This window comes from Clostridium collagenovorans DSM 3089, assembly GCF_900130005.1.
Taxonomy (GTDB): Bacteria; Bacillota; Clostridia; order Clostridiales; family Clostridiaceae; genus Clostridium_D; species Clostridium_D collagenovorans.
The window spans coordinates 289,465-305,079 of record NZ_FQXP01000006.1; the positions used below are offsets into that span (position 1 = coordinate 289,465).

Consider the following 15,615-nt stretch of genomic DNA (forward strand, 5'->3'; position numbering starts at 1 on the left):
AATTTCTTAAAAAAGTACATTTATTAATAAAAAACAAAAAAAATTCTACATGATGTGATATAAAGAAAACATATTTGTACAACTTTTTATTTAAAAAAGTATACAATACGACATTAAAAATCATTTAATTAAGCAAAAAAAGTATGGACAAATAGTGTATATGTTGTAAATGATATATTGATGTCATTTTAAAAGGAAAGAAACCTTTAAAGTCTTTGCACAAAGTGACACTTTTTTTTTTTACACTATGATATTATAAGACCATATCATGGAGTCGGGCATGGAGGGATAAGAAAGAAATGGTAGTTGTTGAAAGTTTTACAAAACAGAGTTCATATGATGGTATGAGACACATATATATATACAGGTTATTGAAGGATGAGATGTTATTATACGTTCAAGATCAAGGAAAAAGGGTACAAACCTATGGCATAGAAATAGAAAGACAGGATCTTGAAGATGGCAGAATGGTGAAGATAGAAAGAGAGTGTGTTAAAAACATCAGTCCTCAAAGACAGAAAATTCATGATTTAATGCAGTTCTTATACAACAAGGAAGTTTCGCCTATACATCTAATAGATATTATTGGAGAATATGTGGACAACTGTGTTAATGATTTTGAAGAAAGTTTATGTGCAACTTGTAATTGTTAATTGTAATTATTGATTATTTTATTAAAAATTAAGCTAGCTCCAATGATTCAGAGTTTTAAATAGAATTCGTATTAACAGATATAGAGAGAAGAAAATTCTCCGTATAAATTAAAATTATAAGTTAAAGTCACAAGATAGAGTGGAAATATAAATGAAATATAAATTAGACTAACAGAAGGAGACGGTTAAATCTTCCATCTCCTTTTTATTTAAATTCATAAACAAATCTTATATAATCCTTAAATATTATCATGCTTATAGAAGTTATAAAATTAATAGATTATAATATAGAGTAATATATACATATGGGTAAATAGAAGTAGTTGAATAAAAGGATATAAGCTTTATATTTAATACTTATTTAAATAATAGATATGAATTAAGCTTGTATAAATATTCAACTTTATATGTTGATAGGGTTAAGAGTAACATATAAAATATTGCTTTTAAAATATGAAATATGTTATTAGTGCTAAGAGTTTAAGGAGGAGTATTTTGATAGTAGGTACAGGAATAGACATAGTTGAAATACATAGAATACAAAAGGCTCTAAATAAAAGTGAGAAGTTTATACATAAAATATGTGTTGATGAAGAGATTGAATATCTAAAAAGTAGAAATTTAAGACCAGAATATATTGCAGGAAGATTTGCAGCTAAAGAAGCAGTATCTAAATGTTTAGGGACAGGCTTTCAAGGATTTAACTTTACGGATATTGTAATAAAAAAGGATTCTAAGGGAAAACCTGAGGTTGAATTATTAAATGGAGCAAAGCATATTGCAGAGTCCTTTGGAGAGTATAAAATTCATTTAAGTATATCTCATAGTTGCGAAAATGCAATAGCTTATGCAGTAATTGAGGTGATATAAAATTGAAAATAGGAAATTCAGAATGTATAAGAGCAATGGATAAATATTGTATAGAAAACCTAGGTATACCAAGTATGGTTTTAATGGAAAACGCAGCACTTAAAGTTATTGAGAATTTAGACTTAAATAAGTTTAATTCATTTACAGTGATTTGTGGATCAGGTAATAATGGTGGAGATGGATTAGCAGTTGCTAGACATTTATATGCACTAGGTAAAAAAATTGATGTTTTTCTTTTAGGATTTAATAGATTAAGTGAAGATTGCAAGAACAATTTTACTATACTGAAAAACATGGGCATACATGTTAATTTAATTTCTAGTACAGAGGATTTAGGGAGTTTAAGGCAATCTGTTAGCAAAAGTGATGTTACAATTGATGCTATATTTGGTACTGGTTTAAAAAGAGATGTATCAGGTATATATGATTTAACAATAACTGTTATTAACGAAAATAGTAATTATGTTTTAGCTATAGATATTGCATCAGGTGTAAATAGTGATAGCGGTAAAATAATGGGAAATTCCATAAAAGCAAATAAGACAGTTTCTTTTGTAGTATATAAGATGGGGTTTTTGAATTATGAAGCTCATAACATGAGTGGAGAGATAGTCGTAGAAAATATTGGAATGACTAAAAGTGTTATTGATAAGTTCTGTGATAATACATATATGTTAGACGAAGAATACATAAAGAGTAGAATGAAAAAAAGAAGTGCTTATGCACATAAAGGAGAATATGGAAGAGCAACTATAGTTGCTGGTTCTAAGGGTTTTAGTGGTGCTGCTACAATTACTACTAATGCAGTTGTAAGATCAGGATCAGGACTTGTTACATTGTGTACATATGGTGAGATTCAAGATATAGTAGCTTCTAAATTATTAGAAGCAATGACGGCGGACATAGAAAATGAAGAATCCATTAAAATCTTAAGTAATAGCTCTGTTATTGCAATAGGTCCTGGTATGGGAAATACAAAAAGAACTTATGAAGTATTAAAGAATGTAGTTCATAAAACAAAATGTCCTATGGTAATAGATGCAGATGCAATAAATGTTTTATCACAAAATAAGGAATTATTGAGTAAATTGAAAAATAGGGCTGTTTTAACACCACATTTAGGAGAAATGTCTAGGTTATGCGGTCTAAATATAGAAGAAATTAAAATAAATAGGATAAAAGTGGCAAAAAGCTTTGCAAAAGAAAATAATATTGTGGTACTATTAAAGGGATACAACACAATAATCACCGATGGAGAATCTATTTTTATAAACCCTACAGGAAATAGCTCAATGGCTAATGGGGGAATGGGTGATACATTAACAGGAATAATAGCATCTTTAATAGCTCAAGGCTACGAAGTACTTCATGCCACATGTATTGCAGCATTTATTCATGGCTATATTGGCGATAAGTTATCAAATGATATGTTTATAGTAAATGCATCACATATTATTGAGTCACTTCCGACATTTATAAAAGATTTTTTCTAAATATAAAATTTGAAAATTAATACTAAAAATAAAAAAATTATAATATTATATATACATCATAAATTATTATGAGCATATACAATATATAGACATATGTAGATTTAAAGTTCTATATAAGATAAGAATATGGAAGAGTTCAAAATATGTTTTAAGTATTTTCATAAAATAAGAATATAAAAAGCCCTTTCTTAATAATATGAATTAAGAATAATTATTTTAGGAGGTATTATGAGAAAGGGGTTATGGATATGTTTACTATCCTTTTTTATGATAATTAGCTTAACTGGATGTTTGAATAAAAATAATCCAGAGGATGTACTTGAATATTTGAAAAGAACAAAGACTTCTAGTGCAGACGTAACTATACATGTTTATAATGATAAGCAAACTTTAGAATATAAAGGGCAACAATTATATTCAAGAAAACAAGGAAGTGTATTTACACTTGATGATGATAGAAAGTTTGTCTTAAAGGATAATAATATATATGTAGAGGACAAGAAGAATGAAAATACATATACACAGGATGAAGGGTTGGACACAATACTTAAATATACATTTATACAAGAATATTTAAATATGATGTACTCAAATGGGGATTTAAAGTATACTTTTATAAAAGATAGCAATGAGCATGATCAATATCTTATGGTGGACTTTTTATTACCAGGAACAAACAGAAATTTAAACAATGCAGCAATGTATATTGACTTAGATAGCCAACTACCTTTTAAAGTTGATGTTTTTGACTTAGAAGGTAATAAAACTATAGATATAACATATGAAAATTATGAAACAAACGTAAAAATAGATGAAGGTGATTTTCAAGTTGAAGATTACAAGAATAACAATTAAATAGTGAAAAGAGATAAGAACTTTTTTTAGTAGAGGGGTGGAAAAATTTGTTTAGACACTTAAGACCAGTGTGGGCCGAAATTAACTTAGATAATTTAGCACACAATATCAGAGAAATAAAAAAGATAGTACCCGATAAGGAAATAATGGCAGTCGTAAAAGCAGATGCATATGGTCATGGAGCACTAGACACAGTACCTACATTATTAGAAAATGGCGCTGACAGATTAGCAGTTGCCGTATTAACAGAGGGAATTGAATTAAGAAGATCAGGTATACAATGTCCTATAATGGTTTTAGGGTTTACTCAACCAGAATTGATTGATGAAATACTAAGATTTGATATTGAACCTTCTGTGTATTCCTATGAGTTTGCAAACCAACTTTCTAGAATGGCTATGAGAAAGAATAAAATTGCAAAAATTCATATTGGTGTGGATACAGGGATGGGGAGAATTGGATACTTGCCCACTGAAGACAGTATAAAAGAGATATTGCAAATTCATAACTTACCAAATATAAAGATAGAAAGTATATTTTCACACTTCTCATCTGCTGATGAAGCAGATAAAGCTTATACGAATTTGCAAGCGGAAAGATATAATTGGTTCTTAGAAAAACTTAAAGAAGAAGGAATGAGTACACCGAAGAGAAATTTAGCAAATAGTGCAGCTATAATAGATATGTCTGAGTACCAGTATGAGATAGTAAGACCGGGAATTATTCTATATGGCTATTATCCATCTAAAGAAGTAAAGTATGAGAGATTGAATATTAAACCTGTGATGTCAACGAAAACAAATATAGTACACATAAAAACAATAAAATCAGGTGAGTTTATTGGATATGGTAGACAGTTTAAGGTTGAAAAAGAAAGTATTATTGCAACTCTTCCTGTTGGATATGCAGATGGAATGAGTAGACTACTTTCTGGAAAAGCGAAGGTTTTGATAAAAGGACAATTCGCACCAGTAGTAGGACGAATCTGCATGGACCAATGTATGGTAGATGTAACTGATCTAAAGGATGTAAAATTTGGAGATGAAGTTATATTAATCGGAGAAGATGGCAATAATAAAATTACAGCGGATGAAATAGGTGAGTTACTTGGCACAATAAGTTATGAAGTGGTATGCGTTGTTGGGAAAAGAGTGCCAAGGGTATACATAAAGGATGGCAAAATCACAAAAATAAGAAATTACATCTAATCTACTACGGAACATACAAAAAGTGTTGTAATTTGGTAATAAATGTAGAAAAAACTTTTGACATTTGTTATTTAACTAATTATAATATACCGTGGGCGTTATATTCTGCTGAAATTTAATTAGGAGGATGGTTTTTGTATGGCAAATGTCGAAAATAGATTAGTTGTTAACCTCTCAGAAATACTATTACCGGAATTAAGCGATGTACTGGTTAAAGATTCAAAAAAGAAGAACTCTTTTGCGAAGAACGCAATATTAATGTATATAGAGGAACAAGATAAGCACGAGCAAATGATCAAAGAAATGGAACGTGGTTATCGTGAAATGGCCTCATTGAATCTTGAATACTCAGAATTTGGTTTTGAGAGTTACCTAAATGAAATAAATGAATATGAAAACCAGCTTTCGGAGAGTGAAATGCCTAATGACGACAATGTTAGTGAAAAGAGGAGATATTTTCTATGCTGATTTGAGTCCTGTTATAGGTTCTGAACAAGGGGGTATTAGACCTGTAATCATTATACAAAATGATATAGGAAATAAGTACAGCCCTACTGTTATCATTTCAGCTATTACTTCGCAGATTAATAAAGCGAAACTTCCAACTCATGTTGAGATATCCTCAGAAGAGTATGGATTGAACAAGGATTCTGTTGTTCTTTTAGAGCAAATAAGAACCTTGGATAAAAGAAGATTAAAAGAAAAGATTGGCCACATGACTGATGCTGATATGGAAAAAGTAAATAAAGCATTGTTAATAAGTGTGGCATTACAATAGTTATATATATTAAGTAAAATCAACTTGCAGATTTATTTTGTAAGTTGATTTTTTATTTTATGTGTAATGATACAGGGCTAAAAGTAAAATACAATATAGATTTAACAAGCTTTAGATGAAGTTTTGTGATATACTTCATATGTGATAAAAACATATGAAGTATATATGTAAGATGAATTCAAAACTATTCAATTCAATATAAGAAGTAAAAAACAAATATGAAGGTTATATATAATATGAATTCTATATATAATAAGCAGGCTATATATAGAAGATATTGTTGGAAAATTTAGAAATTTGCTTTTATTATAGATCTTCTTTGAGAAATTGTTAAATATAGTTCAAAGGATTTTTGTAATAAAAATCAAAAGATATAACATATTTTTAAATAGTATATAATAATAAAAGAAATTATAGGCAATAAGCATTAATAAAGAAAATAAAATATTGAATTTAGGGGAATCATGATTGATTATTATGATAATTTATTAAAAATCTATTGTTATAATTGTTAAAATTGTTATAATTATTAAAGAAGGCATTAGGAGGGTGAAAATATGAAAACTAATATTGAAGAATTACAACGTATAGCAAAGCTTATTAGAAAAGATATAGTAGAAATGTTAACTGAATCAGCATCAGGTCATCCAGGTGGATCACTATCAGCAGCGGATATTTTAACTACATTATACTTTAGAGAAATGAATGTAGATACTAAAAATCCAAAGGCAGCTGACAGAGATAGATTTGTACTTTCAAAGGGACACGCTGCTCCAGTGTTATATGCAGCTTTAGCTGAAAAGGGTTTCTTTGACAAAAGTGAATTAATGAATCTTAGAAAAATTAATTCTATTCTTCAAGGTCACCCAAATATGAACTATGTACCAGGGGTTGATATGTCAACTGGTTCTTTAGGCCAAGGGGTTTCTGCTGCAGTAGGTATGGCTTTAGCAGGAAAAATCGACAAAAAGGATTATAGAGTTTACTCATTACTTGGTGATGGTGAATTAGGAGAAGGTCAAGTTTGGGAAGCAGCTATGTCAGCAGCTCACTACAAACTAAACAACTTAACTATATTTATTGATTTTAACGGATTACAAATAGATGGAAAAATAGAAGATGTAATGAATCCAAACCCAATAGCTGATAAATTTGTAGCTTTTGGATGGAATGTTTTATCTATAGATGGTCATAATTTTGAAGAAATAATAAATGCTATAGAAATAGCTAGAAATACAACAGATAAACCAACTGCTATAGTTTGTAAAACTATAAAAGGTAAGGGTGTATCTTTCATGGAAAATGAAGCTGGATGGCATGGAAGTGCTCCAAGTAAAGAGCAGTGCAAACAAGCTTTAGCTGAAATCGGAGGTGAAAACTAATGGCACAAATAGCTACTAGAGAAGCATATGGTAAGGCATTAGCAAAATATGGTGTTAACGATGAGAGAATCGTAGTTTTAGATGCGGATTTATCTAAATCAACTAAAACAGCAGACTTTAAAAAAGTTTGTCCAGAAAGATTTATAAATATGGGTATTGCAGAAGCTAATATGATGACTGTAGCTGCTGGTTTAGCAAGCTGTGGTAAAATTCCTTTTGCAAGTACTTTTGCTATGTTTGCAGCAGGTAGAGCTTTTGAGCAAATTAGAAACTCTATATGTTACCCAAAATTAAATGTTAAGGTTTGTGCAACTCATGCTGGTTTAACAGTAGGAGAAGATGGTGCATCTCACCAAGCTATAGAAGATATTTCTATTATGAGAAGTATACCAAATATGATGGTTATAAGCCCAAGTGATGCTGTTGAAACAGAAGCAGTTATAAAAGCTATCATAGATTATGATGGACCTTGTTATGTTAGACTTGGAAGATCAGGTGTTAATGTTATAAATGATAATCCAGAGTATAAATTTGAGTTAGGAAAAGCAGTTACTTTAAGAGAAGGTAAAGATGCTACTATTATTGCTACTGGTATAATGGTAGATGCTGCTTTAGAAGCTTATAACATGCTTTCAGAAGAAGGAATAAAAGTAAGAGTATTAAATATACATACAATTAAGCCTATCGATGAAGAAGCAATTATAAAAGCTGCTAGAGAAACTGGTACAATAGTTACTGCTGAAGAACACAACATCATTGGTGGATTAGGTTCAGCTGTTGCAGAGGTTGTATCTGGAAATGCTCCAGTACCTGTATTAAGAGTTGGAGTAAAAGATACTTTTGGTGAAAGTGGAAAACCTAAAGATTTATTAGAAAAATATGGTTTAACAGCTAAGGATATAGTAAAAGCTGTTAAAAAAGCTATGGAGTTAAAGTAATTTAGCTTATCTTTATAAGAGGAATATATTTTAACAATTTGTAAAAAATAATAGTCTAAATATATATAAATAAAGCAATCTAGCCTGTATCACTACTTGGCAAGGATTGCTTTATTTTTATGTATAATTTGCAAAGTTCATTTTTATTAAATTTAATGATTTTAAAGTGATTTTATGATAAAATGAGAGTTAATTAAGTATAGGGATTTGTATATTATAAGGGGGAAAACAAATGAAGGAAATGATAAAAGAAAACCTATATGATTTTTGGAAATGTGTAACTATTTCTTTGAAGATTTATATGGTACCTGTAGTTATATCATTACTATTCTTTTTACATAGGGGCTTCTTTGGTGAGGGTTTTCAATTCATATATTTTTTAGAGACTTTATTTAGATGGAGCATATGGACGGCATCAATAGGATTATTATTATGCGGAGGAGCATTTATTAAACCGGATTTAATGGGACCATTAGACTATGAAAATCAATGGAGAATTTATTTCTACAGATTTGGTTTAGTTAAGGTTATATTATGTATTTGTTTAATGTTCTATGTTTATGCTATATCTTTGGATTATATATTATGGTTCATGAAGTAGCAATATAAGTGGAGTTTGAAGTTAATTTTATAAAATTATAAGTGGTTTTAAAAGTGAAAGATAGCTTTCACTTTCTATGTTTTATATAGTATAGAAAGTGTAAAATTTGAGGTTGATAAATATTCTTTATGTACCAAAATAATGTTGAAAGTAAAGAAAAAATAATGATATGTGTAATATTCTTACATGTTATACATAAAAAATTTAAAGTTTTTTCGCGCTTTTTTAATAAGCCGTTTAATTCATATGATATAATGTATTAGTAAATTGACGACAGAATAGATTACTATAACGTAATGTGTATAATTTTAGTAAGGAGAATATTTATGATAGAATTTAAGAATGTATCAAAAGTTTATAACGATAATGTTGTTGCTCTTTCAAATATAAATTTAAATATAGAGAAGGGTGAATTTGTGTTCGTTGTAGGGGCCTCTGGTTCAGGAAAATCAACTTTCATGAAAAGTTTATTAAAGGAAGTAGACCCTACATCAGGAAAAATTATAGTCAATGGTGTGGATGTAACACAATTAAGTAGAGGTAAAATTCCTTATTACAGAAGAAAATTTGGAGTTGTCTTCCAAGATTTTAGATTAATACCAACTTTAAATGTATATGAAAACGTTGCATTTGCTATGAGAGTTACTGAGTGTTCTCAAAAAGAGATAAGACAAAAGGTACCAGTGGTACTAGCTATGGTTGGGTTAACTAAGAAATATAAAGCTTTCCCAAGTGAATTATCAGGTGGGGAGCAACAAAGGGTTTGTATAGCTAGAGCTATAGTAAATAGTCCATCAGTTTTAATAGCTGACGAGCCTACAGGAAACTTAGATCCAGAAACTGCATTAGAGATCATGGATTTATTAGAAGATATAAATAATGCGGGTACAACAGTTGTAATGGCTACTCATGCTAAAGACATAGTTGATAACATGAAAAAGAGAGTTATAGCAATAGAAAAAGGATCTATAGTAAGAGATGAACAGAGAGGTAAGTATAGCAATGAAGATGAATGTTGTTAAGTATTTCATGTTTGATGCTGGAAAGAGTTTAAAGAGAAATAAGACTCTTAGTTTAGCATCTATGGCAACCGTTGCAGCAGCTCTATTTGTATTTGGTATTTTTATAATGGGACTGCTAACTATTAATAGTAGCTTAGATCAAATGGGATCAGATTTACAATCAAAGATAATCTTAAAAGATGATATAACTAAAGAACAGGATAAGAAAATAACTGACACATTAGAATCTACACCTGGTGTTGTAAAAGTTGAGTATGAAGATAAGAATACTGCGTTAGAAAACACTAAGGAGATGTTAGGTGATGGTTCAGAGGAGCTTTTAAAAGGATTTGAAGATGATAATCCTATGCCAGCTTCATATATTGTAACAGTAGCAGAACCTAAATATATTACTAATGTAACTGAAAACTTAAAGAGTTTAGACGGAGTTGAGCAAGTTAAAGATGTAAGAGAAATAGCTAATACATTACAGAAGATAATGAATTCAGTTAAATATATTGGACTAGCAATTTTCATTGTTCTATTTGTTGTGTCTTTATTCTTAATAGGAAACACAATAAAGTTAACTGTTTTCTCAAGAAGAAGAGAAATTGGTATAATGAAATATGTTGGAGCTACTGACTGGTTTATTAGATGGCCTTTCATTATAGAAGGTATAATAATAGGAATTGCAGGTAGTATTTTAGCTGCCTTGGTATTGTTTATTGCATATAATATACTATTTACTAAGATAGCAGCTACAATAACGATATTTAAATTAATACATCCTACATATATTTTAACCGCTATGTTATGGCAGTTTGTTTTGGCTGGTGCAGCTATAGGGGTTATAGGAAGTGTAATTTCTATAAGAAAATTCTTAAAGGTGTAATAATTATTGAGGTTTTATAGAAAACTATATATGAATATATTAAATTAGATGGAGTTTTAAACTCCATCTAATTTTTATCTGATGTCTAACAACTGTATCATTAAAATGGTTTTATGGTAGGGTTCTTAGACCTTAGATAAATGAAGTTTTGGTTTAGAGTGTAATATAAATCTAGATTTTACTTCAAATAGTTTTATTAAGGAGAGATAAAGGATGAGTGATAAAGACCAAATCAGAGAAGGAAATTATACGGATGAAGAGATGGGATTTAAGCCTAAAAAGAAAAGAGGAAAAATTGCGTTAATAGTAGCTATAATTATTATAACTAACTTATGCACTGCATTTGTTGCTTCTAAATATTGGATTAATATACCTTTAATTGATGATGGAAGTGGAGTTTCAATTAAACCAACTAGAGAGGAAATTGAAGCTTTTGGTAAATTATTTGTAGTAAAAAATAACTTAGAGAAATACTACTATGGAGATTTAGATGAGAAGAAAATGGTTGAGGGTGCAGTAAAAGGTATGACAACTGGTGTAGGAGACCCATATACTGTTTTTATGAATAAAGAAGAATTTGAAAAGTGGAATGCAGACACTGAAGGTGTTTATGTAGGTTTAGGTATTCAAGTTGGGGTTATAGACAACAAAATAGTTATTACAGCACCTTTTGAAGATTCACCTGCAGCTAAGGCTGGAATTTTAGCAGGGGATGTAATCTTAGGAATTAATGGTGAAGCTATGACTGGAGAAAATCTAGAAAAGGCTGTTGGCATGATGAAGGGTAAAAAAGGTGAGTCTGTTAACTTAACTCTTTTCAGAGAAGGTAAGGGCGAATTTAAGGTAGATGTTACTAGAGAAGAAATTACTATGGTAACAGTAAAAAGTGAAATGTTAGATGATAGCGTAGGATATATAAGAATTACATCTTTTGATGAACATACATCTGATAACTTTAATAAACAAATACATGAACTAAAAAATAAAGGCATGAAAGGTTTATTATTAGATTTAAGAGGAAATCCAGGTGGATTAGTAAAGGAATGTGTAAAGGTAGCTTCTAACTTTATACCAAAGGATGAAACTGTAGTTTACACTATAGATAAGGCTGAAAATAAAAATCTTTATAAATCAGTTGGTGGAGACTTTTATGACTTACCACTAGTTGTTTTAACAGATGAAGGAACAGCTAGTGCTTCAGAGATAGTTTCAGGAGCTTTAAGAGATTATAATAAAGCTACATTAGTAGGTGAAAAGACTTTTGGTAAAGGGATAGTACAAAATATTATTTATAGATCTAAGGATGGTTTCGGCGATGGAACAGCTCTTAAATTAACAGTATCTAGCTACTATACACCTAAAGGAAACAATATTCATAAGAAAGGTATAGAACCTGATGAAGTTGTAGAAATACCACAAGAAGTTAGAGAACAAAAATATGATAGAAGCATAGATCCACAATTCCAAAAGGGATTAGAGATTATAAAGAATAAAGTTAAATAATTATTTAAATATGATTAAGTATCTATCGCTGATAGATACTTAATTTGTTATAAGCAATAAAAATCTTATTATATACTTCGTTTAAAATAAATATATAATAGTATATAATATTTAATAGAAAAGTGCTTTTAAATGTGGGAGGTAGATTAATGGAGATTATATATACTGTACTACGAAATGTAGCTTATGCAGTGGTTGATCCATATAGTGCGTTAATGATCATATTAATGGGGATAGTATTTTATATATCCAATAAAAAGATTATTGTGATGCAGAAAAGTGTTTTAGGAGAAGCTAAAAATACAGCTATAGAGCTTACGGTATCACAAATAGTAATGGGGATATTAGCAGGAGCTGTGTTAAGCTTAATGCTCACTTACTTAGGTGTGATATTTAATTCAGACTCTTCTGTGTTTATATTGTTCATATTGACAATAGTAAGTGTATTTATTCCTAATAAACATATTTCCCTTGCTTATACAGCTGCAATTTTGGGAATAATAAGTATGGTTATAAATCCTATATTAGGTATGCTTGACATGAAAAATATAATGGCCTTCGATATTAATATAATATCTTTATTGGCCTTAGTTGGTAGTGTATATTTTGTGCAAGGAATTTTAACAGTTATAGATGGTTCAAGAGGGGCTATACCGATTTTTGCTAAAAAAGAAAATTCTATTATTGGTGGCTTTGCTATGAAGAGAAACTGGATTTTTCCTTTAGCATTACTTATGCTATTTAGAATAGAGGACCCAGCCATGGCAAGTAATTTAATAGAGATGCCAAAGTGGTGGCCGATACTTAAGGGAACCTATAATGCTAGTATGATGGCTGGAATATTGCTTGCATTAGTACCTATATATGCAGTAGTTGGAGTTAATACAGCAACCTTTACAAGAACAAGTAAATCCAAGGCAAGACTACTTGGAGGCATGAATGCTGTGTATGGATTAATAATATTAGCTTTATCAGTATTTGCTAGAATAGGTTATGCAGCTCAGGCTCTTTCTTTAATACTTATTCCTGTGTTATATGAAATGCTATTAAAACTTGATTACAATTTAGAAATTAAGGGAAAAGCTAAGTATGTTACAACTGATGAAGGTCTTATGATTTTAGATGTAACACCTAATTCACCAGCTAATAAGATGGGAATTAATAGTGGAGATGTGATTTTAGAAGCTAATGGAATAAACTTAGCTATGGAAGAAAATATATTTGAAGAAATAAAGAAGTTACCTTTAGAATTAAAGTTAAAGATAAAGAATGCTAAGGGTACAGTTAAGGATATAAACTATATTAGAAATAGAGAAGAGAAGAAATTAGGGATTGTATTCGTACCTAAGGTAATACCTGAGCAAGTTGTAGTAAACAATGAAAAAATAAATATAAAGAAGTTAATAAATAAATTTAAGGACGATGATAAAAAATAAATTTTAAAAGTAAAAACTTATGGAGGATAATATGGGCGAGTTTAAGATAAAATCTGAATTTTCTCCAACTGGTGATCAACCTAAAGCTATTGAAAGTATAGTTAATGGAATTAAGCAAGGAGAAAAATTTCAGACATTATTAGGTGTAACAGGTTCAGGAAAAACTTTTACAATGGCTAATATAATTGAAAAATCTAATAAGCCAGCACTAATATTAGCGCATAATAAAACTCTAGCAGGACAGTTATGCTCAGAATTTAAGGAGTTTTTTCCAGATAACTGTGTTGAATATTTTGTATCATATTATGATTACTATCAACCAGAGGCATATGTACCTCAAACTGATACATTCATAGAAAAGGATGCATCTATAAATGATGAGATAGATAAATTAAGACACTCAGCTACATCAGCTTTATTAGAAAGAAATGATGTTATAGTAGTTGCGTCAGTTTCTTGTATTTACGGACTTGGTAACCCAGAGGAGTATAAGAAACTTACTGTGGCTTTAAGAGAAGGTATGAGTAAGGATAGAAATGAAGTAATACGTCAATTAGTAGATATACAATATGAACGAAATGATATTAACTTTATTAGAGGAACTTTTAGAGTAAGAGGAGACACATTGGATATCTTACCTGCATCCTCTAGTAATGTGGGTATTAGAGTAGAATTCTTTGGAGATGAAATAGATAGGATAAGAGAGTTTAATGTGCTTACGGGAGAAACCATAGGAACTAGAAAACATGTGACTATATTCCCAGCATCTCACTTTGCAACCTCTAGAGAAAAGTTAGAAGACGCTATTACTGTAATAGAAAAGGAACTTGATGAGAGAGTACAAGAACTTTTAGATAAGGATTTACTTTTAGAAGCTCAGAGAATAAAACAAAGAACTAATTTTGACATAGAAATGATGAGAGAAGTTGGGTACTGTAGTGGAATAGAAAATTACTCAAGGATATTAGATGGAAGAGCTGCAGGCACACCACCTAAGACTTTGTTTGATTACTTCCCAGATGACTTTTTATTATTCATAGATGAAAGTCACGTTACATTACCTCAGATTAGGGCTATGTATGGCGGAGATAGATCAAGAAAAGAGAATTTAGTAAGTTATGGTTTCAGACTTCCTAGTGCATATGATAACAGACCTTTAAAGTTTGAAGAGTTTGAGGAAAAATTAAATCAAACTATTTTTGTAAGTGCTACACCTTCAGCTTATGAAAAGGAACATAGTGAAAACGTTGCTCAGCAAGTAATAAGACCAACAGGCTTGTTAGACCCAGTAATAGAGGTTAGACCAACTGTAGGACAAATTGATGACTTGTATGGAGAAATTATAAAAAGTGTAGAAAATAATCATAGAGTACTTATTACAACCTTGACTAAGAAAATGGCAGAGGACTTAACTAATTATCTAAAGGATATGGATATAAAAGTTAACTACTTACACTCAGATGTTAAGACCATTGAAAGAATGGAGATAATAAGAGACCTAAGATTAGGAAAATATGATGTTCTAGTAGGGATTAACTTATTAAGAGAAGGCTTGGATATACCAGAGGTTGCCTTAGTAGCCATATTAGATGCTGATAAAGAAGGTTTCTTAAGATCAGAAACATCTTTAATACAAACCATAGGAAGAGCAGCTAGAAATTCAGAAAGTAAGGTTATAATGTATGGTGATAAAATGACTAAGGCTATGGAACTAGCTATTTCTGAAACTAATAGAAGAAGAAAAATTCAGATGGAATATAATGAAAAACACGGCATAACTCCAACTACTGTATATAAAGAAGTTAGAGATGTAATAGAAGCTACAGTAGCAGAAGATAATAATACAGAGTATGAAATTGAAATTGCTAAGGGTGAAAACATAGCGGATACTATTAAGAAGTATGAAAAGGAAATGAAACAAGCGGCTAAGGATTTACAATTTGAGAGAGCTGCTGAACTTAGAGACTTAATTACAAAATTAAAAGAAAAGTTATAGAAGTGGGGT

Annotated in this window: 15 protein-coding genes; all 15 read left to right on the forward strand. The window is 30.1% G+C overall.

What is annotated here, in order from left to right; translation table 11 throughout:
- Positions 1 to 299: 299 nt before the first annotated feature.
- Positions 300 to 653, forward strand: coding sequence for a DUF6514 family protein (locus BUA48_RS09450; RefSeq protein ID WP_072831810.1), 354 nt, complete (start codon positions 300 to 302; stop codon positions 651 to 653).
- 495 nt (positions 654 to 1,148) lie between these two features.
- The gene (gene acpS, locus BUA48_RS09455) at positions 1,149 to 1,523 is read left to right on the forward strand and encodes a holo-ACP synthase (protein ID WP_072831811.1); all 375 of its coding nucleotides are present in this window, start codon (positions 1,149 to 1,151) and stop codon (positions 1,521 to 1,523) included.
- A gap of 2 nt (positions 1,524 to 1,525) precedes the next feature.
- Positions 1,526 to 3,016 (forward strand): bifunctional ADP-dependent NAD(P)H-hydrate dehydratase/NAD(P)H-hydrate epimerase, encoded by a 1,491-nt coding sequence (locus BUA48_RS09460; protein WP_072831812.1) that lies wholly within the window; start codon positions 1,526 to 1,528, stop codon positions 3,014 to 3,016.
- Between the two features lie 228 nt (positions 3,017 to 3,244).
- Positions 3,245 to 3,871 carry a germination lipoprotein GerS-related protein gene (locus tag BUA48_RS09465; RefSeq protein ID WP_072831813.1) on the forward strand — a complete coding sequence of 209 codons (627 nt, stop codon included), beginning with the start codon at positions 3,245 to 3,247 and terminating at the stop codon, positions 3,869 to 3,871.
- A 47-nt stretch (positions 3,872 to 3,918) separates the two neighbouring features.
- Positions 3,919 to 5,079, forward strand: a complete 1,161-nt coding sequence (gene alr, locus BUA48_RS09470) for an alanine racemase (RefSeq protein WP_072831814.1) — start codon at positions 3,919 to 3,921, stop codon at positions 5,077 to 5,079.
- A gap of 138 nt (positions 5,080 to 5,217) precedes the next feature.
- Entirely contained in the window at positions 5,218 to 5,547 is a 330-nt protein-coding gene (locus tag BUA48_RS09475; RefSeq protein ID WP_072831815.1) for a hypothetical protein, read from the forward strand.
- A complete protein-coding gene (locus BUA48_RS09480) occupies positions 5,504 to 5,857 on the forward strand; it encodes a type II toxin-antitoxin system PemK/MazF family toxin (protein ID WP_072831816.1) in 354 nt (117 codons plus the stop codon). Before BUA48_RS09475 ends, BUA48_RS09480 begins: the two co-directional genes overlap by 44 nt.
- Positions 5,858 to 6,414: 557 nt before the next feature.
- Positions 6,415 to 7,239 (forward strand): transketolase, encoded by an 825-nt coding sequence (locus BUA48_RS09485; protein WP_072831817.1) that lies wholly within the window; start codon positions 6,415 to 6,417, stop codon positions 7,237 to 7,239.
- On the forward strand, positions 7,239 to 8,177 hold the full coding sequence (locus BUA48_RS09490; RefSeq protein WP_072831818.1) for a transketolase family protein: 939 nt from the start codon (positions 7,239 to 7,241) through the stop codon (positions 8,175 to 8,177). The genes BUA48_RS09485 and BUA48_RS09490 overlap by 1 nt, the downstream gene beginning before the upstream one ends.
- 232 nt (positions 8,178 to 8,409) lie before the next feature.
- Positions 8,410 to 8,778 carry a hypothetical protein gene (locus BUA48_RS09495; protein WP_072831819.1) on the forward strand — a complete coding sequence of 123 codons (369 nt, stop codon included), beginning with the start codon at positions 8,410 to 8,412 and terminating at the stop codon, positions 8,776 to 8,778.
- A 326-nt stretch (positions 8,779 to 9,104) separates the two neighbouring features.
- A complete protein-coding gene (gene ftsE / locus BUA48_RS09500) occupies positions 9,105 to 9,800 on the forward strand; it encodes a cell division ATP-binding protein FtsE (RefSeq protein ID WP_072831820.1) in 696 nt (231 codons plus the stop codon).
- The gene (gene ftsX / locus BUA48_RS09505; RefSeq protein ID WP_072831821.1) at positions 9,781 to 10,671 is read left to right on the forward strand and encodes a permease-like cell division protein FtsX; all 891 of its coding nucleotides are present in this window, start codon (positions 9,781 to 9,783) and stop codon (positions 10,669 to 10,671) included. The genes ftsE and ftsX overlap by 20 nt, the downstream gene beginning before the upstream one ends.
- Before the next feature lie 261 nt (positions 10,672 to 10,932).
- Positions 10,933 to 12,174, forward strand: coding sequence for a S41 family peptidase (locus tag BUA48_RS09510; protein WP_072831849.1), 1,242 nt, complete (start codon positions 10,933 to 10,935; stop codon positions 12,172 to 12,174).
- Between the two features lie 149 nt (positions 12,175 to 12,323).
- Positions 12,324 to 13,610, forward strand: coding sequence for a PDZ domain-containing protein (locus BUA48_RS09515; RefSeq protein ID WP_072831822.1), 1,287 nt, complete (start codon positions 12,324 to 12,326; stop codon positions 13,608 to 13,610).
- Between the two features lie 31 nt (positions 13,611 to 13,641).
- Positions 13,642 to 15,606, forward strand: coding sequence for an excinuclease ABC subunit UvrB (gene uvrB, locus BUA48_RS09520; protein ID WP_072831823.1), 1,965 nt, complete (start codon positions 13,642 to 13,644; stop codon positions 15,604 to 15,606).
- Positions 15,607 to 15,615: the final 9 nt, after the last annotated feature.